Annotated in this window: 7 protein-coding genes; all 7 read right to left on the minus strand. The window is 71.9% G+C overall.

Going from position 1 to position 20878, the window contains the following annotated elements; translation table 11 throughout:
• Window positions 1-10197 (minus strand): type I polyketide synthase (locus JK363_RS39860; RefSeq protein WP_201883232.1); only part of this gene is annotated, 10197 nt, incomplete at its 3' end.
• A 302-nt stretch (window positions 10198-10499) separates the two neighbouring features.
• Window positions 10500-11705: a glycosyltransferase gene (locus JK363_RS39865; protein WP_201883233.1), complete on the minus strand. Its 1206-nt coding sequence runs from the start codon at window positions 11703-11705 to the stop codon at window positions 10500-10502.
• Window positions 11706-11900: 195 nt separating this feature from the next.
• A complete protein-coding gene (locus tag JK363_RS39870; RefSeq protein ID WP_201883234.1) occupies window positions 11901-13433 on the minus strand; it encodes a GMC oxidoreductase in 1533 nt (510 codons plus the stop codon).
• Between the two features lie 121 nt (window positions 13434-13554).
• Window positions 13555-15018, minus strand: a complete 1464-nt coding sequence (locus tag JK363_RS39875; protein ID WP_201883235.1) for an NAD(P)/FAD-dependent oxidoreductase — start codon at window positions 15016-15018, stop codon at window positions 13555-13557.
• Window positions 15019-15113: 95 nt separating this feature from the next.
• Complete coding sequence (locus JK363_RS39880; protein WP_307822072.1) at window positions 15114-16310, minus strand: DegT/DnrJ/EryC1/StrS family aminotransferase; 1197 nt, start codon at window positions 16308-16310, stop codon at window positions 15114-15116.
• A gap of 58 nt (window positions 16311-16368) precedes the next feature.
• Entirely contained in the window at window positions 16369-17658 is a 1290-nt protein-coding gene (locus JK363_RS39885) for a glycosyltransferase (RefSeq protein WP_201883236.1), read from the minus strand.
• A gap of 305 nt (window positions 17659-17963) precedes the next feature.
• Complete coding sequence (locus JK363_RS39890; RefSeq protein ID WP_201883237.1) at window positions 17964-20831, minus strand: ATP-binding protein; 2868 nt, start codon at window positions 20829-20831, stop codon at window positions 17964-17966.
• Between the last annotated feature and the right edge of the window lie 47 nt (window positions 20832-20878).

Below are 20878 nucleotides of genomic sequence, written 5' to 3' on the forward strand. Positions count from 1 at the left end.
GGCCAGCATCGGCTCCATCAACGGCGAATGGAACGCATGACTCACCCGCAGCCGCGACACACGGTAGTTCAGCTCCCGGGCGATGGACATGACCCGCTTGACCACGAATTCGTCACCTGAGATCACCACGGCGTCGGCTCCGTTGACCGCCGCGATCGCGATGCGGTGGTCGCCGGGCAGTCCGTGCAGGATCTCCAGGATGGCGGTGATGTCGGCCTCGGTGGCTTCAATGGCAGCCATGGCGCCGCCCGTTGGCAGCGACTGCATCAACCGCGCACGGGCCGCGACCAGCCGGGCGGCATCGCCCGTACCGAACACTCCAGCGGTGTACGCGGCAGCCAGCTCCCCGATCGAGTGGCCCAGCACCACATCCGGCCGCATCCCCCAGGAACGCAGCAGCTCCACCAACGCCACCTGCACCGCAAACAACCCCGTCTGCGCATAGCCCGTACAGTCCAACAGCGCCGCCTCAGCGGAACCCTCCTCCGCGAACAACACCTCCCGCACAGGAACCTCGAAACCCGCGACCCCACCAAGCTCCCTCTCGAGGTGCCCACAGACCTCATCCACGGCACGCGCGAACACCGGGAACACACCGTAGAGCTCACGCCCCATGCCAATACGCTGACTGCCCTGACCGGTGAACATCCAGCCCGTCCGACCCTCCGACACCGCCCCCGGCAGCAGGGCGTCGCCATCGGCCAGCGCGACCACACGTTCACGCAGCGCCTCCGCGTCAGCCCCGAGCAGCACCGCCCGATGGTCCAGAGCCGCCCGAGTCGTCACCAGCGACAACCCCACATCGACCGCCGCCAAGCCCTCCCCAGAAGGCCGCTCATCGAGAAAGGCCGCCAGTCGACCGGCCTGCCCACGCAGAGCTTCCGGGCTCCGGCCGGACAACACCCACGGCACCAGCGGAAGCCGCGCGATGGGCAGTTCCTCGGTGGCCGTGGCCGTCACCGGCGCCGCTGTGGGCGGTTCTTCCAGAATGATGTGGGCGTTGGTACCGCTGATCCCGAAGGAGGAGACTCCCGCCCGGCGCGGACGGCCGCCGACAGGCCACGGCCGCTCCCGGGTGAGCAGGCGTACCGTGCCCGCGTCCCAGTCCACGCGGGAGGAGGGCTCGTCCGCGTGCAGGGTCCTGGGCAGTTGCTGTTCCTGCAGTGCCAGGACCATTTTGATCACACCAGCGGCACCCGCCGCGGCCTGAGTGTGCCCGATGTTGGACTTCACGGAGCCGAGCCACAGCGGATCGCCGTCGCGCCCCTGGCCGTAGGTGGCGAGCAGCGCCTGTGCCTCGATCGGGTCACCGAGGCTGGTGCCGGTGCCGTGCGCTTCCACCGCGTCCACGTCGGACGGCGAGAGTCCGGCGACGGCGAGGGCCTGGCGGATCACCCGCTGCTGCGAGGGGCCGTTGGGCGCGGTCAGCCCGTTGGACGCGCCGTCCTGGTTGATCGCGCTGCCGCGTACGACGGCCAGCACCGGATGTCCGGCGCGCCGTGCGTCGGACAGGCGCTCCAGGACCAGCACTCCGGAGCCTTCGGACCAGCCGGTGCCGTCCGCGCCCTCCGCGAACGCCTTGCAGCGGCCGTCCGCCGCCAGTGCCCGCTGCCGGGAGAACTCGACGAAGAGGTCCGGGGTCGCCATGACGGTGGCGCCGCCCGCCAGGGCTGTGCGGCACTCGCCGGCGCGCAGTGCCTGAGCGGCCAGGTGGAGTGCCACCAGGGCGGAGGAGCAGGCGGTGTCCACGGTGACCGCGGGCCCTTCCAGGCCCAGGGTGTACGAGATCCGCCCGGACAGGACGCTGGCCGCGGATCCCGTGGCCACATAGCCCTCGACACCGGGGGCCAGGCCGCGTGCGGTGTGCTGGTAGTCCTGGCCGTTGGTGCCGACGAACACTCCGGTGGCCGAGCCGCGCAGTGAGAGAGGATCGATACCGGCCCGCTCCAACGCCTCCCACGCGACCTCCAGCAGCAGTCGCTGCTGCGGATCCATCGCGAGCGACTCTCGGGGCGAGATGCCGAACAGCTCCGCGTCGAACTCCGCCGCGTCCTGGAGGAATCCGCCGACGCGCACGTAGGAGGTGCCGACGTGGTCCGGGTCGGGGTCGAACAGTCCGTCGGTGTCCCAGCCGCGGTCGGTGGGGAAGGCCGACAGCCCGTCACCGCCGGAGGACAGCACCTCCCACAGCGCTTCCGGCGAGGTGGCACCGCCGGGGAAGCGGCAGCCCATGCCCACGATCACGACCGGGTCGTCGTCGGCGTTGCCGAGCGGCGCGAGTGCCACGTCGGCAGTCCCGGTCTCGTCGGCCGTGCCGAGCAGCTGACCGCGCAGGTGGGCGGTGAGCGCGGCGGGCGTGGGGTGGTCGAAGATCAGTGTGGTGGGCAGGTCCAGGGCGGTGGCGGTGGCGAGCCGGTTGCGGAACGCGACCGCGGTGAAGGAGTCGAACCCGAGGTCCTTGAAGGCTCGCGCCGGGTCGACGGTCGCCGGAGTGGCGTGCCCCAGTACGGCTGCGATCTGCGACAGCACCATGTCGTGCAGGACGCGGTCCTGCTCGGCGGCGGGGCGTCCGCGTAGTCGCCGTGCCAGTTCACCGTCTGCCTCATCGGATGTGCCCGCGGTCCGTGCCCGCACGCGGTCCGCGATCTCCGGAAGGTCGGTGGTCAGCGGGCCGGGGTGGGTGCGGGCCGGCGAGGATGCGAAGCGTTCCCAGTCGATGTCTGCCACGACCTGGGACGCGCGGCCGTCCTGGAGCGCCCCGTGCAGGGCGGCGACGGCTCGTTCCGGGTCGAGCGGGCGCATCCCCTGACTGCGCAAGTGCTCTTCGACCACGCTGTCGGCGGCCATGCCGGCGCCGCCCCACGGGCCCCAGGCCACCGAGGTCGCGGCCAGGCCGAGGCTGCGCCGGTGGTGCGCCAGTGCGTCCAGGTAGGCGTTGGCCGCGCCGTACGCGGCCTGGCCGACGTTGCCCAGGACGCCGGTGATCGAGGAGAAGAGGACGAAGGCGTCGAGTTCACGGTCGGCGGTCAGCTCGTGCAGATGGCGCGCGGCGTCCGCCTTCGCCGCCAGTACCCCGGCCACCCGCTCCGGGGTCAGGGCATCGGCCAGGCCGTCGTCGAGCACACCGGCGGTGTGGACGATGGCGGTCAGCGGTGTCTGCTCGGGGATGGTGTCGAGCACCGCCGACAGCTTCTCGCGATCACCGGCATCGCAGGCGGCGAAAGTGACCTGCGTACCCAACGCGCCTAGTTCCGCGCGGAGTTCGCTGGCACCGGGCGCTTCGGCGCCTCGGCGGGAGACCAGCAGCAGCCGCTCGGCGCCGCACGACGCGAGCCAGCGGGACACCTGCCTGCCCAGCGCGCCGGTACCACCGGTGACCAGGATGGTGCCGCGGGGCCGCCAACTGTCAGGGGTCCGGCCACGGGCAGCCGGGTCGCGCACCAGCCGGGCGGCGAACGCTCCGGAGGGCCGGACGGCGACCTGGGCCTCACCGTCGGCCGCGGCGAGCACCGACACCAGCCGGGCCAGGCTGTGTTCATCGGCCTGGTGCGGCAGGTCGATCAACCCGCCCCACCGCTCGGGCTGTTCCAGCGCCACTGTGCGGCCCAGGCCCCACACCTGTGCGGCTTCCGGGTGCCGCAGCTGCTCGCCGGAGTCCACGGACACCGCCGAACGCGTCACACACCACACGGGCGCCGGGGTGTCGCTGTCCGCCATGGCCTGCACCAGGACGAGTGTTGCCGCGGGGGTCGTCAGCAGCGACACCACGCCCGTGGGGCGGGTGGTCTCGGCGCGGAGCCGGGCGGTCAGGGATTCCCGGCTGTCCGCGTCGGCGACCGGCACTCGGACGGTTTCCGCACCGGCCGCCCACAACGCCTCGGCCACGGCGTCGTACGCGGCTCGAGCGGCGTGTCCGGTTCCGGCGACCTCTCCTGCCCCGACGGTGTCATGGTCTCCCGTGGTGTGTCCGGCGCCAGTGGCGTCGGTCTGCTGGGGGACGGCCACCAGCCAGGTTCCCGAGAGCCGGGCGGTGGCGGTGTGCCGTAGCGGCTTCCACGTCATCCGGTACCGCCAGCCCGACAGTACGGACTGCTCCTGCTGCCGCTGCCGCCAGTCCGACAGCACCGGCAGCACCGCGTCCAGAGGGTCGGCGGGACCCACGCCGAGTTCTCCCGCCAAGGACTCGGCATCGCCACGCTCGACCAGGTCCCAGAAACCGGCTTCGCCGCCGTCGGCCTCGGCGGGCGCGGCCCGCTGCGCAACGGCGAGGTCCGGCAGCCAGAACCGCTGCCGCTGGAAGGCATACGTCGGCACCGGGACGCGCCGGGCCCCGGTCCCCGCGAAGTACGTGCCCCAGTCCACATCGGCGCCGCGTACAAACAGCTCGGCCACCGCCGTCAGCAACGTCTCGGCCTCGGCGTGGTGGTGGCGCAGCACCGGCACCGCCGCCACGTCCATGGCGGAATGTGCGAGAGCGGCCAGCACCGGATCCGGGCCGATCTCCAGCAGACAGGCCGCCGACTGGTCGCCGGTGACGGTCCGCAGGGCGTCGTGGAAGCGGACCGGACGGCGCACCTGGTCCACCCAGTAGTCCGGATTGGCCCAGTCCTCCGCGCCGACGGGCTCGCCGGTGACGGTGCTGATTGCGGGAAGGGCCGGCTGCCGGTAGGTGATGCTCCGCGCGATGGCGGTGAACTCCGCCGTCATCGGCTCCATCAGCGGGGAGTGGAAGGCATGGCTCACCCGCAGGCGGGTCGTACGGCGGCCCTGTTCCCGGGCGATCGCCATGGCCTGCTCCACCGCGTCCTCATCACCGGAGACGACCACCGAGGAGGTTCCGTTGACGGCCGCGATCACGACCCGCTCGCCCTGGGCACAAGACTCGTCCTGCGCACCCGACTCGCCCTGGGCACATGAGCGGAGGAGCTCCGCGACCTCCGCCTCACCGGCTTCGACCGCGGCCATTGCTCCGCCCGGGGGCAGTGCCTGCATCAACCGGGCGCGGCCCGCCATCAGCCGCGCGGCGTCCGTCAGATCGAAGACATCGACCGCATAGGCGGCCGCGAACTCACCGACCGAGTGGCCCATCACCGCATCCGGCGCCAGGCCCCAGGACCGCAGCAACTCCACCAGCGCGATCTGTGTGGCGAACAGCCCGGTCTGCGCATAGCCCGTCCGGTCCAGCAGCTCCGCCTCCGCGGAGCCCGCCGCGGCGAACAGCACTTGCCGCACCGGAACGTCGAAGCCCGCCGCACCCGCCAGTTCCGCGTCCAGACGACCGCACACCTCGTCCAGGGTCCGGGCGAAGACGGGGAACGCCGCGTACAACTCCTGTCCCATGCCGGGCCGTTGGCTGCCCTGGCCGGTGAACATCCAGACCGTACGGCCGTCGTCCGCCACGCCGGAGACCACCGTCCCGGCGCCGTCGGCCCGTGCGGAGACACCTGCCCGCAGGGTCTCGTCGTCGCTGCCCAGCACCACCGCGCGGTGCTCGAACACCGCGCGGGTGGTCGCCAGCGACAGGCCGATGTCGGCCGCGGAGGCGCCGGGGCCGATGTCGAGGAACGTCGCGAGCCGGTCGGCCTGTGCCCGCACTGCCTGGTCGCTGCGGCCGGACAGCACCCAGGGCACCAGGGCCGGCTGGGTGCGGGGGCGCTCGTCGGCGACGGCGGGCTCGGCCCCGGTGGCCTCTTCGATGATGACGTGGGCGTTGGTGCCACTGATTCCGAACGACGACACGCCCGCCCGCCGCGGGCGGTCCACCTCTGGCCACGGCTGGGGCTCGGTCAGCAGCCGGACCGTGCGGGCCGGCCAGTCCACGTACGGGGTGGGCTCATCGACGTGCAGGGTCCGCGGCAGTACGCCGTACCTCAGCGCCATGACGGTCTTGATGACGCCGGCGACGCCCGCCGCGGCCTGGGTATGCCCGACGTTGGACTTCAGGGAGCCCAGCCACAGGGGCCGATCCTCGGTCCGGTCGCTTCCGTACGCGGAGATGAGGGCGTCGGCCTCGATCGGGTCGCCCAGTGTGGTGCCGGTCCCGTGGGCCTCGACGGCGTCGACGTCCGCCGGGGTCAGTCCGGCGCCCGCCAGTGCCTGGCGGATCACTCGCTGCTGTGAGGGGCCGTTGGGCGCTGTGAGCCCGTTGGACGCGCCGTCCTGGTTGATCGCGCTGCCCCGTACGACGGCCAGCACCCGGTGGCCGCGGCGGCGGGCGTCGGAGAGGCGTTCGACGAGCAGCATGCCCGCGCCCTCGGCCCAGCCGGTGCCGTCGGCGGCGGCGGCGAAGGGTTTGCACCGGCCGTCGGGGGCGAGTCCGCGCTGCTGGCTGAATTCGACGAACATGCCGGGGGTGGCCATGACGGTGGCGCCGCCCGCCAGGGCCATGTCGCACTCGCCGTTGCGCAGGGCCTGGCAGGCCAGGTGCAGGGCCACCAGGGACGAGGAGCAGGCCGTGTCCACGGTGACCGCGGGCCCTTCGAGACCGAAGGTGTAGGCGAGGCGGCCGGAGGCGACGCTGCTCGATGTGCCGGTCAGGGTGTGGCCTTCGGTGTCCTGGGACGCCTCGTGCATGCGCGGGCCGTAGTCGTTGTGCATGACTCCGACGAAGACGCCGCTGGTGCTGCCCCGCAGCGCTGACGGGTCGATCCCGGCGCCTTCGAAGGCTTCCCATACGGTCTCCAGCAGCAACCGCTGCTGCGGGTCCATCGCCAGCGCCTCACGCGGGGAGATACCGAAGAAGTCGGCGTCGAACTCGGCGGCCTGGTGCAGGAACCCGCCGTGGCGTGTGAAGGTCTTGCCCGGGCGGCCGGGAGCCGGGTCGTAGAGCGCGTCGGTGTCCCAGCCGCGGTCGGTGGGGAAGGGGGAGATCGCGTCGCCTTCGGTGGCGAGGAGCTGCCACAGCTCCTCCGGGGAGTGCACGCCTCCTGGGAGTCGGCAGCTCATACCGACGATGGCGATCGGTTCGCCGGACACCGCGGGCGTGTCGGCGGCTGGTGCGGCGGGCGGGTGCGGGACGTCGGAGACCAGCGACACGAGGTGGCCGGCGAGCGCGACGGGGGTGGGGTGGTCGATGGCCACGGCGGTGGCCAGCCGCAGTCCGGTCGCGGCGGCGAGTTGGTTGCGCAGCTCGACCAGAGTGAGGGATTCGAGCCCCAGCGCCTTGAAGGTGAGGCTGGGTTGGACCGCTTCCGGGGAGGGGTATCCGGCGACGGCGGCGACATGGGCGCGGACCTCTTCCAGCGCGGTCCGCCGTCGCCGCGCGGGGGGCAGGGAGGCCATGCGGTGTGCCCAGGCCGGTTCGTCGGGCTCGGCGGCGGGCGAGGACGGGGTGGACACGGCGGGGTCGGCCGGACGGTCGGCGGGCAGCGCCCCGGGTGCAATGGCGTCGGCCGCGGCGGGATCGGGCAGCCAGTACCGGCGGCGTTGGAAGGCATAGGTGGGCAGCGGGACGCGGCGGGCCCCGCGGCCGGTGAGCGCGGTTGCGAACACGGCGTCCCAGTCGATGGTGGCGCCGTGGACGTGTGCTTCGGCCAGGGAGGTGAGGAACCGGTCGGGCCCGCCGTCGTCACGACGGAGCGAGCCCACGCAGACGGCTTCGTGGCCCAGCGTTTCGGCGCTCTCCGCGACCCCGGTCGCCAGGACGGGGTGCGGACTCATCTCGATGAAGATGCGGTGGCCCTGGTCGAGGAGCCCCTCGACGGCCCGGTCGAAGCGGACGGTGTGGCGCAGGTTGCGGTACCAGTACTCGGCGTCCAGCCCGGCGGTGTCGAGCGGACCGCCCGTCACGGTCGAGTGGAACGGAATGTCCGTCGAGCGGGGCGCGAGGGCGGGCAGCGACTCCAGGAGGGCGCTGGCGACCTCATCCACTTGGGCGGAGTGCGAGGCGTAGTCGATCGGGACGCGGCGGACCCGGACGCCCTCGGAGGCCAGCGTCGTGCGGAGTTCGTCCAGCGCATCCAGGTCACCGGAGACGACCACGGAGCGGGGGCTGTTGACCACGGCGATGGTCAGTCGGGGACCCCACTGCCGCAGTCTGCCGGTGATGTCCTCGAGGGGAAGTGCGACGGACACCATGCCGCCCCGGCCGGAGAGGGCCGGCGTTACGTGGTTGCGCTGGGCCAGGACACAGGCCGCGTCCTCCAGGGACAGGGCTCCCGCCACACAGGCGGCGGCGATCTCCCCCTGCGAGTGGCCCACCACGGCCGCGGGTTCGACGCCGTAGGAGCGCCACAGGGCGGCCAGGGAGACCATCACCGCCCACAGCACGGGCTGGACCACGTCGTCGCCGTCCAGTACGGGTGCTCCCGGTGCCCCGCGCAGGACGTCGGCCGGGGTCCACGGAACATGAGGGGCGAGCGCGTCGGCGCAGTCGCGCATCCGGGCAGCGAACACCGGTGCGGAGTCGAGCAGTTCCACAGCCATCCCGGCCCACTGCGACCCCTGGCCGGGGAAGACGAAAACCGGCCGGTCGCCGGACGGTCCGGTGCCGTGTACGAGGCCGGGGGCGATACCGCCGTCAGCGAGGGCGTCCAGGCCCGTGAGGAAGGCGTCGCGGTCGGCGCCGAGAACGGCCGCCCGCCAGGGGAAGTCGGCGCGAGTGGTGGCCAGGGAGAAGCCGATATCGGCCGGTTCGGGCGCGGGGTGCTCCCGCAGATACGCCCGCAGCCGCCTGGCCTGGGCCCGCAGGGCGGTCCGGGTCTTGCCGGAGATCAGCCAGGGGAGAGTGGGCGCGGGCCGGTCGGTGGTGGAGCCACCGGCCCGCGCCCGCTCACCCACGTCCGGCGCATTCGGCTCCGGCTCACACGCGTTCGGCTCACGCGTGTCCGGCGCATTCGCGTCGGGCTCGCGCAGCTGCGGATCCGAGGGGTCGGTCCGCTCCTGGGACGGTCCCTCGACCAGGACCAGGTGGCAGTTGGTGCCGCCCATACCGAAGGCGCTCACCCCGGCGACGAGGCGCTCCTCCGGCCGCTCCCAGCCGCCCAGTTCGTGTTGTACGCGCAGGTGGAGCGCCTCGAGGGGGATGGCGGGGCTGGGGGTTTCGTAGTTCAGGCTCGGTGGGAGCTCGCGGTGCCGGATGGCCAGCGCCGTCTTGATGAACCCGACGATTCCGGCGGCGCCTTCGAGGTGGCCGACGTTGGTCTTGGCCGAGCCCACGGCCAGCGGACGGTCGGCGGGCCGCACGGCACCCAGAACGGCGCCGAGGGCGGAGGCTTCGACCGGGTCGCCGGTCGGGGTGCCGGTGCCGTGCAGTTCCACGTACTGGACCTGTGCCGGGTCGACTCCAGCCCGTTCGTAGGCCTGGCGGAGCACGTCCTGCTGAGCGAGGGGGTTCGGAGTGGTCAGCCCGTCGCCGCCGCCGTCGTTGTTGACCTCGCTGCCGAGGATCACGCAGTGGACCCGGTCGCCGTCGGCCAGCGCCCGCGACAACGGTTTGAGGACAACAAAGCCGCCACCCTCGCCGCGGACGTAGCCGTTGGCCCGTGCGTCGAAGGTGAAACACCGGCCGTCGGGTGACAGACCGCCGAACTTCTCGACGGCGGCGGTGCCGTGGGCGAGCAGGTTCAGGTTGACGCCGCCCGCGAGCGCCAGTGCGGAGGTGCCGTTGCGCAGGCTCTCGCAGGCCAGGTGGACGGCGACGAGCGAGGAGGACTGGCCGGTGTCCACGGTCAGGCTCGGCCCGTGCAGACCCAGGAAGTAGGAGACGCGGTTGGCGATGAGGCTGCGGTGGACGCCGGTGAGGCTGTGCCGGGTGAGGGCGTCGGTCCCCTGCCGGCGGGCCAGGGTGGCGTAGTCGTCGGCGATCGCGCCGACGAACACGGCGCAGTCGCTGCCCTGGAGCGTTCCGGGGACGATGGCCGCGTCCTCCAGCGCCTCCCAGCTGAGTTCCATGGACAGCCGTTGCTGCGGGTCCATGGTGGCCGCCTCGCGGGGCGAGATCTCGAAGAATCCAGGGTCGAACATGTCGACCCGGTCGAGGAATCCGCCCCAGCGGATGCCGGGCTGCCCCGCGGCGTGGTCCTCCCAGCGTCCGGGCGGTGCCGGCTCGATGGCGCTCGCCCCGGACCGCAGGGCCCGCCAGAACGCCTCCGGGTCCGGGGATTTGGGCAGGCGGCAGGAGATTCCCACGACCGCGATGGCCTCGTCCGGCAGGGCGACGGCGTGGGCAGACGCGGCGGCTTCGGTCTTCCCCGTCATCGGCCCCACCGTTCGTTGTGCCTGCGCCAGTGGTTCGCGCGAGGCGGTGCGAGCGTCATCGGACACGGTGTTTCTCCCGCTGTGTCGGGCCGGAGCGGAGTCGGGTGGAACGCCGTGGTGGCTCCTCCCGTGGGACCGGCTCCCGCGGGCGCGCGGACACACGTCAGGAAGGGGCCACCAACGGCGGGAACCACCCGGTTCTCCTGATTATCTGGAGGGTCAACTGGGGCTTTTACAAGGAATTCAGCGGCACCACCGGACGTCCGTCCAGGCCACTTCCCTGGAGGGCCGGGGGAAGTGCGTCAGGAGGCGAGCCGCTCCATGTGCGCCACGGCGACCTCGATGCCGGGCAGGGCCAGCATGTCTTCCCGGGCGCGGTCCGCCTCGGCCTTCACCGCGGGATCGTCGAGCAGTCGGCCGCAGGTCTGCGCCATGGCTTCCGGGCCGCGTTCGGACACATGGGAGCCGAGGCCGAGCTCCTCGGCCCGCTCGGCGTTGTACTTCTGGTCGGCGAACATGGGCCGTACGGCCATGGGCACTCCGGCGCGGACGGACTCCCGGATGCTGTTGTAGCCGCCGTGGGTGAGGAACAGCGCCGCCCGCTCCAGCAGCAGCTGTTGTGGAAAGTGGTCGACCACCAGCACGTTGTCCGCGGCCAGGCTTGTGTCCACCGGCATGCCCAGGGACGACACCACAGCCGAGCAGTTGAGGGTGGACAGCGCCTGGACGACGGTGTTCAGCGGTTCGGCCGGGTCGTAGGCGGGGATGGCGGTGGAGATCTGCCTGGCCTGGTCCAGGAAGTGCGTGATGGCGTCGGGCAGACCGGTGCCCATGGACGCGAGGACCAGCGGCCGGTCGGCGGGCAGACCGGCCAGCCAGGTGGGCAGGGTCTCCCCGCGGGTGACGGTGCGCGGCTGGCGGTAGGCCACGGCCTCGGGGGCGCTGGGGCGGGCGAAGCCGTACGTCACCGGCATGCAGTCGAACCGGCCGTGCTGGTACACCGACACCGGGTCATCTGACGGGGGGAGCCCGGCTTCGCGGCGGCGGTCGTTGAGCATCGGCAGAAGGAGCTCGGGATCGAGGAACTGCCCGGAGCCCGACGGGGCGGAGATATGCGGGATGTCCAGGGCCTCGGCGGTGAGCAGTCCGGCGAACTCATAGCCGTCGCGGAGGACGACGTCGGGCCGGAAGTCGCGGGCGATCGGCAGCAGCAGTTCGTAGACCTCATTGATCTGGGGACCGCATCCCAGGGAGGCCCAGAGGTCGTGGGCGAACCGGCTGAACTCGGCGGGGAGCGGGAGCTTGCCCTCCAGCAGCAGCCGCATGCCCTTCTGCGCGATATCGGTGTACACCCCGTTCACTCGCGCGGCCTCGCCGTCGAATACCCGGGTCAGGTTGGGCGCGGTGATGACGAGCACCTCATGCCCGGCTTCGCCCAGTGCCCGCACCAGGGGGAGCGCGGCACGCGCGTGCGACGTGGATCCGGTGATACTGCACAGAACTCGCATCGGGGCGTGGACCTTTCCTTGGGCCGGGCGAAGGTGTTCGGGGACCGTGTTCGGGGACCGTGGGCCCCGGCGATCAGTGCGTCCGGTCCCGCCTGGATCAGGCGGTTCGGACCCGAGGTGGCGCCCGAACGCGGCGGTCTGCGGAGTTCGGGCGCGGGCCGGGGGTTGCGGAGGCCGCGTGGGCGGCGTCCTCGGTCAGAAGCGGGCGAGCAGGGCTGCGCTGATCGCGTCCGCGGTGCGGACGGCCAGGGCCACGCTGGTGAGCGTCGGATTGACGGCGGTGGCGGTGGGGATCACCCCGTTTCCGCCGACGTAGAGATTCTCGAATCCCCATACGCGGGCGGAGGAATCGCACACCGAGGTGCCGTCGTCCGTGCTGCCCATGCGGACGCTTCCCTGGTAGTGCTTGGAGCTGCCGGCCGGGAACAGGGCCGGTTCGTTGCCGGGCAGGAAGCTCCCCAGCGCGGCCGCGATCCTCTCCTGGTCCGCTCGGGCCTGCGCGATGACCTCGTGGTCGCGCTCGGTGAGGGTGTAGTGGATGGTCATCTTCGGCATGCCGTAGGCGTCGGCCTCGGAGGTGGAGAACTCCACCCGGTCACTGCGCTGGATCTCCTTGACGCCGTACCAGACCATTCCGACGAACAGGCCCGGCTCGGCTCCCTGGACCGGCGAGGTGTCGACGGTGATGACCTGACCGTGATGGGGTCTGCCAGGGGCGGCGAACGGCACCTGGAACCGGGCGGTCTCCAGGTCCCGGATGTCGCCGGTGAACTCCACCGAGCCCTGCGCCCCGGTGCCCGCGGTGGGCCCGTTCTCGACGCGCACGGAACTGACAATTTTGGGCTGGTCGTTGAGGTAGTGGGCGAGCGCGTCCGGCCGGATGCCGGACGCCCACAGCAGCTGCGGCGTGCGCAGCGGGTCCGCGGCCACTGCCACGGCCCGGGCCCGCACGGTGTACTCCGCGCCGGTGGGCAGGTGTTCCAGTACCACGCCGGTGGCCCGGTTGCCCTCGAACAGCACACGGCGGCAGATGGTCTCCGCGGCGATCCGGAACCGGCTGTCCTCGCCGTCGGCGAGCGGCCCGAGGATCATGTCCGGTCCCGCCCAGTGGGGCCGGGTGCCGGGGCGCGGGCTACAGGCGAGTGGCATCGGCCGGGGATACCTGCCCTCGGGGTACTCGTGGTCGAAGAGATCGCGCAGTGTCTCCAGCACCAGCTGTCCGCCGGGGGTCCGGGGAAACGGGTCGTGGGCGACGGTGAGCAGGGCCTCGGCCGCCTCCAGCGCGGCGTCCAGTTCGTCGTCGGTCAGGAACGGGATGCGTTCGCTGTCCAGGGGGCGCGGTGCGGTGCAGGCCCAGTGCACACCCATGCCACCGACGTTGCTCGACATCACCGCGGCGGGCATCCCGTCCTGTTCGGGCTCTCCCTCCCGGCGTGGCTTGAGCAGGTGCGTACCGCGGTCGGCGTACTTCTTGGCCAGGGCTCCGTCCTCGCCCGGCGCGGTCGCGGGGTCGCGCCCCTGCGACTTGGTCTGAGGTTCCCTGCGCTCCTCCACGGGCAGGTTGTGCAGATGCAGCCCCGTCCGCTCCGTCAGGCGCGGACCCAGGTCGACCATCAGGATCCGCGCGGACGGCACGGTGTCGTGGACGCGGCGGGCGATGGCCGACCCGACGGGGCCGCTGCCGACGACGAGCAGGTCGACCCGGTGGGGGATGTCGGGTCGGCTCATGGCGTACGAATCTCCTCTCCTTGGGGGTTGTTCTTCGCTGTGGTCCCGCGCCCCGCCCTGGGTGTGGGGCGCGGGGTGTCGTGCGGGCGTGTCCCTGCGGGGCGCGCCTCTGCGGTACGGGTCATGCCGCGCTGCGCCCGGCCGCGTAGTACTCGCGGACCTGCTTGGCGAACCCCGGGCTCACCCGGGCCTTGGCGAGGATCTCCGCCGGCGGGGTGTACTCCGGGTCCAGTTCGGCGGCGAACCGTGCGAAGTCCGCGTGCAGCTGGGCCTCGAGGACCTTCGGCCAGGCGTTGGGGATGGTCCACTCGTCCTCGTAGCCGGTGGCCATCAGGTGCGTCACCGCCGTGTCCACGATGTCGGCGCGGCTCTGTGCCTGGATCGGCGAGCGGACCGGGCCGAACCGGCTGAGGTCGTACTCGGACTCCTCCTCGAGCAGACGCCGGGTCATCTCCTGTGCGAGCAGCGGCGACAGGTGCAGCCCGTCACGGTAGGTACCGGTCATCATCCACAGCCCGTCCAGGCCGGTCCGGCCGACGAGCGGGAAACCGTCCATGGCCACCGGCCGGTTGCCGACCTGGACCCGCGCGATCCCGGTGTCGTCGATGTCCCTGCGCAACTGGCGGAGGGCACAGTGCAGCAGGAAGGTGGTGTCCCGGACGGAGGGCACGTCCGCGGGCTGCGCGGCGATCGCGTTGGTGGCACCGAGGTAGATCTCGCTGCGGCTGCGCGGCACCACGTGGAGGCCACAGGCGAAGGCACGGTTGGGGGTACGCAGCACGCTCCTGGGCGTGGGCTTGTCCGGGTCGACACGTGCCACCACGGAGACGCCGACTCCGGAGACCAGCCGGGGAATGGCGGCAGCCACCTCGGGCACGGTGTCGAGCAGGGTCTGCGAGGCGGCGCCCGCGGCCAGCACCACCTGGTCGGCGGTGACGGTGTCGCCGGACGTGAGCTGGACGCCGGTGATCCGGCCGCCGGAGTGCACCAGCCGCTCGCCGAAACCGGTGATCAGCTGCCCGCCGGCCCGGACGAACGCCGCTTCGAGACGCTGGAGCAGCGCGGCGGCGTCCACCGCGTGTTCGTTGGGCAGGAACATGCCCTTCAGCGGCCGGGTGGTCGGGTTGGGGTCGAGCCATTCGACGTCGGCGGGGTCGATGTCCTCGAACGGCTCCCCGTACTGCTCAAGGGACTCCCGGATGGCGGTGTAGTTGGCGGAGTCGATGCCGGGGACACCGACGGAGTTGAGCAGCATGACCGTGCCATCGGCGACCTGGAGGTCCGCGCCGGTACCGCCCTGGTCGTCGAGTCCCGCGAGCCACTCCGCCCAGAGCTTGGTCGCCTCAACGCCGAGGTCGAGCTTGCTGCGGCCCTCTTCGGTCGCCAGCAGCGTGGTGGTCACCTCGCTGAAGGTGCCGAGCATGGCGCCGGCCGCGGTGGAGGCGGCCCACGGCCGGTCATCCCGGCCGAGCACCGCGACCTTGGTGCCGCGCCGGGCGAGCGTCAGGCCCAGGGACAGGCCCAGCCCGCCGTTGCCGACAACAAGGACTTCGAATGTCTGACCGGTCGGGTGTTCGCTGGTCATCGCGTGTGGTTTCCCATCCTGTCAACTGCCCGTTCAGGGCGGAGGGTTTGTGGTCAGTCGTGGTGCCGGGGCGGCGCAGCGGGCATACGGCCCGATCAGGGTTGTCCGCCGCCGGTGCGAGGGAGCTGGGCCAGCACTTTGGCGAGGGCCTTCGCGACATCGTCGATCTCGCGGTGGCCCCCCAGCAGGACCTGGTGCGGGATCATGATTCCGCGTGCTCCCAGCTCTTCCGCGTTCGGACAGCGCCGAGCGATGTCCTCGACCCGTACCGCGCCGTTCTCGGCGGCACGGAACGCTTCGGTGCGGTAAATCGCCGGGTACGAACCGAAGGCGGGGATGCCCTCCGCGAGCAGGGCTTGCACCACCGTGTCCCGGGAGAGTCCGGCCAATTCCCCGGGGTCGAGCACGAACGAGGTCATGTAGTGCGGGTTGACCGTGCACCGCTCGTCCCGCCCTTGGGGGATCACACCGGGGATACCGGCCAGCACCGCGGTGAGTTCCTCATGCCGGCGCTCCCGTCGGGCCGTCTGCTCGGCGAGGCGGCCGAGCTGCACCCTCAGCACCGCCGCGCTGAACTCGGAGAGCCGGAAATTGGACGATGCGGTGCGCAGGCTCAGGTCCGGGGCGCGACCGCAGCTGTGCCGGCTGAACGCTTCGCCGTACAGCTCGCCGGGCAGCAGCAGCGCACCGCCCTCACCGGCCGTTACCACCTTGCTCTTCTGGAAGGAGAACGTGGCCATGGTGCTGAGTTCGCCGAGACCGCGGTCGCGCCACATCGCGCCGTGTGCGTGTGCCGCGTCCTGAATCACCGGGATTCCGCGGGGTTCCGCCCACGCGTTGATCGCGTCCATATCGGCCACGAGGCCGCCCATGTGCACCGGGATGACCGCTCGGGTGCGGTCGGTGGCGACCGCTTCGAGTCCGGCCGGGTCCAGGCAGTGGGTCACCGGGTCCACGTCCACCGGCACCGGGATCCCACCGCGCCGGTGCACGGCGGTGGAGGTGGCGATGAAGGTGTACGCGGGCACGATCACCTCGTCACCGGGGCGCAGCCCGATGAGTTCCAGGGCGAGTTCGAGCGCATGCGAGCCATTGGTCACCGCGAGCGCGCCGGCGGCGTGGTGGTACTTGGCGAACTCGCCCTCGAAGGCGTCCACTTCGACACCGCCGTAGCGGCACCAGGAACCGTGGTCCAGCGCCCGGACGAGCGCTTCGCGCTCGGAGTCGTCGAACTGCGGCCAGACGGGGAAAGGGGCGGTGCGTACTCGTGGTCCGCCGTTCATGGCCAGCATGTGCTTCTCCTCCTCGAGGGGACGGCCGGCGCCGGTTGCGTCCGCGGTGTGTGACGCATCAGCGCTGGGGGGCCCGGTCGGCGAGCCGTACGAGGTGGTCGACGGCGGCGCGCACCGGGGGAAGCGCGAGCATGTGCCGCTGAGCCCTGCGCGCCTGCTGTGCGAACCGCGGCTCTGCCAGCAGCCGGGCGCAGGTCTCGGTGACGGCGTCCGCGGTCACCGCGGGCACACGCAGGCCCAGCCCCAGTTCCTCGACGCGGGTGGCATTGTGCAGCTGGTCGCTGAGCTCCGGCTGGACGGCCATCGGCACCCCCGCGCGGACCGCCTCACGGACGCTGTTGTAGCCGCCGTGCGTGAAGAGCAGCTGCGCGCTCTCCAGCAGCAGCGGTTGCGGGATGGTATGGAAGAGCCGTACGTTGCCGCCGATGATGTCCGGGTTCACGGGCATGCCGCGGGTGGCGATGACGGCCGTGCAGTCCACCGCGGACAGTCCCTCGACGACCGCGTTGAGCGGGTTGGCGTCCCCTTGCATCAGGGCGTCGACCACGGCCGCGGGGTCGGGTGCGGCGCCTTCCGTGCCCTCCGAGAGCTGCGCGGCGACGGGGCCGCCGAAGAACAGCTCCAGGATGCGGGGGAAGACGCTGCTGGACATCAGCGAGGCGAACACATGGGTACTGGAGACAACGACGAGTGGGCGGTCCACGGGGATGTCCTTGAGCCACTCCGGCTCGGTTTCGTCGCGGACGATGCTCGCCGGCTGCTGGTAGGCGAAGGTGCCTGGGATGTCGTGGGCGGCGAAGGAATAGTCGGGCGGCATGCAGTCGAAGCGGCCGTTGGCGTAGATCGCCTCCGGTGTGTCGCTCGCGGGCAGGCCCAGTTCCGCGCGGCGCTGGTTGAGCTCCCCCAGCGCCAGCTTCGGCTCCAGGTACTGGCCGCCGCCCGAGGGCGCCGTCACCTGCGGGATGCCCAGCGTCTCGGCGACCAGATACCCGGCGAACTCGACGCCACTGCGCAGCACCAGATCGGGGCGGAACTCCTCGGCCACGGCGAGCAGTTGGCGGTAAGCGTCGGTGACGTGCGGGCCGCATGCGGTGGCGAGCAGCACGTCGGGCGCGAACGGATCCTTCGGGCTGAACTCGATCCGCTGCTGTTCGAGCAGGCTGAGCACGATCTCGGCCATGTCGGAGAACAGCGGTTTGACCTGTATCGGTTCGCCGTCGAAGACACCTGCCATTTCCGGCGGTGCGACGACGAGGACCTCGTGTCCCTTCTCTGCCGCGGCCCGCGCCAGGGGGAGGAGGGCACGCGCGTTCGACGGCGACAGTGCGAGACTACACAGAATGCGCACGACCATACCTTTCAGCACGGGAGTTGAATCCGGCATCCACGGAATATCGCGGTGCGGGAGGGAAGTGACCCGCACCGCGAACCGTCGCTATGGTCTGCGTTCACGCCCCGGGTTTTCCCGAGTGTTCCGCGGCCATTTCCGCCACCGGTTCCGGTGACGTCCGGATTCGGGTCCGGCGGCAGCGCCCATCCGGATCCGGATCCAGTGGAATTGCCGTTCCTCAAGTGTGCTTGAACACGTACACGGGCGATATCGGCCCGGAGGAGCGGCACCATGCACGTGGGTCAGCACCGTCCCCACCAGTGCTACGCGGTCAGGTCCGCCGCGGGTCCGCTCCGGGCGGCCGCCCGTCGCCGGTGGTCCTCGCGCACCGGGCGGGACATCAGCGCGTCGACCACAGAGCGCGTCGTCGCGTACCGGAAGGCGTATTGGGCTTCTCCGGACGCCGAGCCGTACCGGGAGCGCCGCAGGAAGTCACGCTTCTCCAAGTGGTCCAGCCATCGTGCGGCTTGGTCCTGGCTTCCGTACCCCACCGCCGCGATGTCCTCGGCGCAGAACACGTCATTCAGCGCGGAGGCGTTGAACAGCACCGCCTTGGCATCCGGCGGGAGCGTGTCCACCCATGATGCGAGCACCCGATGGACATGATGCGGCACGGGCGGGACGGAGGACCCCGGCGGCGACTGTTCCCGCAACGTGCGGACGTACTCGACGGCGAACAGCGGGTTCCCGCCGATGCGGGCCACCAGGTCCTCCAGCGGCGCGCCGGACAGCGTGGTTCCGTCCCGGGCGAGCAGGGCCGCCACCAGCGTGGCCGTGCCGCTCGTGGACAGCGGGTCCAGGGTGAGGGTCAGAGCGTCGCGTTTGCCGCCGCCCCAGCCCGGCCGTACATCCAGCAGCTCGGGCCGGGCGGTCACCGCCACGAACATCGGCACCGGACCGGCCGTGTCGGCCAGGGACTCGATGAAGTCCAGCAGGGGTTCGCCGGCCCGGTGCACATCGTCGAAGACGACCAGCAGCGGGCGTTGCGCGGCGATCTCCGCCAGGAATCGCCGCGCCGCCTCGCTCGCCGCCACAAGGTCCGACGGTGGGGCGACGCCCGGCGGCCGGAGCAGCGCGCACAGCCGCGCGGCGATCCATGTGCCCGTTTCACCCGTACCGAACAGACCGTGCACGGTGCGGGCCAGCTTCTCGTCCCGCACCGCCGCGGAGTCCCCCGGCTCGACACCGGCGGCCGCGGACACGATGGGTGCGAGAGCGGACAGGGGTGCGCCCTGGTCGGCCCAGGAGCTGTGCCCGGTCAGTACGGCGAACCCTTCCGGGGCGTGTGCCGCCAGGAGAGCGAGTTCGCTGGCCAGCCTGCTCTTGCCCATCCCGGGCTCGCCCAGCACGGTCAGGAAGTGGGGGCGCCGCCTCCGCCACACATCGCCGAGCAGCCCCCGCAGCTGCTCCACCTCACGCCCCCGCTCCACCAAGGGCACCAGAGCGTCCGACGGGGGGTGCTCGGCCCGGACGGCCACGGGTTCGGATCCTCCTCCCGGCTCGTTTCCCGGCTGTTTTCCGGGCACCTTGCCCGGCTTCTTGCCCTGCGCCCTTCCCGGCTCGTAGGCGATGGCGCGCTCACTGCTCGTACGGGTGGCCGAGCACACCCGGATCCCGCCCGGCGGCACGGTTTCGAGCAGCTCCATACAGCTCTCCGGAACGCTTCCGCTGACCACCGGAATCGCCCCGCTGCCATCCGCCGCGCAGGTGACCAGCACGTCCCCGGTCGCCACGGCCACCTGTACCAAGGGCGCAGTCCCCCGCCCCGGGCCGGAGGCTCCGGGGCCCCGCGCGCCCAGCCGTTCGCGGAGGGCGAGCCCGGCCTGCACCGCGCGGACGGCATCGTCCTCCCGAGTGCGGGGAACCCCGAAGAGGGCGAAGGTGACCGGGCCGAGCACCCCCGAGACCTTTCCCCCATGGCGTTCGATCTCCTCACGGATAGTGGCCGTGAGACCGCTGGACGGTGGGAAGGAGTCCTGGGGACCAGCGCCCCGTGGGGCCTCACCGGCCTTGGCGCGCACCAGCAGCATGCTGAGCTGTTTGTGCTGCTCGGTGAGACCCGTGCCCGCTGTGCCGGAGGCGGCGGGCGCTTGCGTCGCCCATGGCTCGGCCGCCGGGCGGGAGTTTGTGGCCCGGGGGCGGGCGAGCGCATCCGGTGGAGGGGAGACCGCGGCGGGCGAGATGGACAACGGGGCGCGTGCGAGCGCGTCCGGTGGAGGGGAGACCATGGCGGGCGAGATGGACAACGGGGCCGGGGGGCGTGCGACCGCGCCGGACGACATCGAGAGCCCGGCCGAGGTGCCCTCTCGCGTGGCCTCATCCGTCCGCGCGAGGATGCTCAGCGCGTCGGGACGGAACAGCACCGGGTCGTGCTCGAGAATCGCGCGTTCCATGTCCCGCAGCCCGCGGCCGGGCTCCAGGCCGAGCTGTTCGGCCAGTTCGGTCCTGGTGCGACGGTAGACCTCCAACGCGTCCACTTGGCGCCCGCAGCGGTAGAGGCTCAGCATCAGCACGGCGCACAGCCGCTCCCGCAGCGGTTCCGTCTCGACCAGCGTCTGAAGCTCCCGTACCACCTCGTGGTGACGGCCGCAGGCCAAATCCGCCTCGACGGCGTCCTCCTGCGCGGTGAGGCGCGCCTGCTGGATCGCCGTCAGCTCGGGCCAGTCGGTGCCCGCCGCGGTCAGGTCCGCCAGCACCGGGCCGCGCCACAGGTCCAGCGCCGCCCGCAGGTGCTTCGCCCCGGCGGGCCAGGACCCGGCCGCGAGCTGGGCCCGGCCTGCCTTCACCATCGCCTCGTAGGCCGTCAGATCGAGATCGTCGGTATGGACCCGCAGCAGATAGCCAGGCGCGTGGGTCAGCAGCATCGGCCCGCGCGCCGACCCGCCGCCGGGCAGCAGGCCCCGCAGACCGGAGATCGCGTTTTGCAGCATCTTCCGCGCGGTGGGCGGCGGTCGTCCGGTCCACAGGGCGGCGAGCAGGGTACTGGTCGCCACCACGTCGTTCGGGTGCAGCAGGAGGTATCCCAGCGCCGCGCGCTGTTTGATTCCGCTCAGCCTCACGGGGCCGTCACGGTCGAGAACCGCCAACGGTCCCAGCACCCGGAACTTCATGCCGGATTCGCTTCCGTCCAATGCAATCCATCCGTGGATGTTCCACATGCCCGCCCGAAGGGCTCTCC

Origin of the sequence: Streptomyces coffeae, assembly GCF_016741875.1 — a bacterium.
In the GTDB taxonomy this organism is placed as follows: domain Bacteria; phylum Actinomycetota; class Actinomycetes; order Streptomycetales; family Streptomycetaceae; genus Streptomyces; species Streptomyces coffeae.

Coding starts and splice junctions, on each gene's coding strand:
- JK363_RS39865 (WP_201883233.1), bottom strand. CDS start 11,705: ATGCGAGTTCTGTGCAGTATCACCGGATCCACGTCGCACGCGCGTGCC.
- JK363_RS39870 (WP_201883234.1), bottom strand. CDS start 13,433: ATGAGCCGACCCGACATCCCCCACCGGGTCGACCTGCTCGTCGTCGGC.
- JK363_RS39875 (WP_201883235.1), bottom strand. CDS start 15,018: ATGACCAGCGAACACCCGACCGGTCAGACATTCGAAGTCCTTGTTGTC.
- JK363_RS39880 (WP_307822072.1), bottom strand. CDS start 16,310: ATGCTGGCCATGAACGGCGGACCACGAGTACGCACCGCCCCTTTCCCC.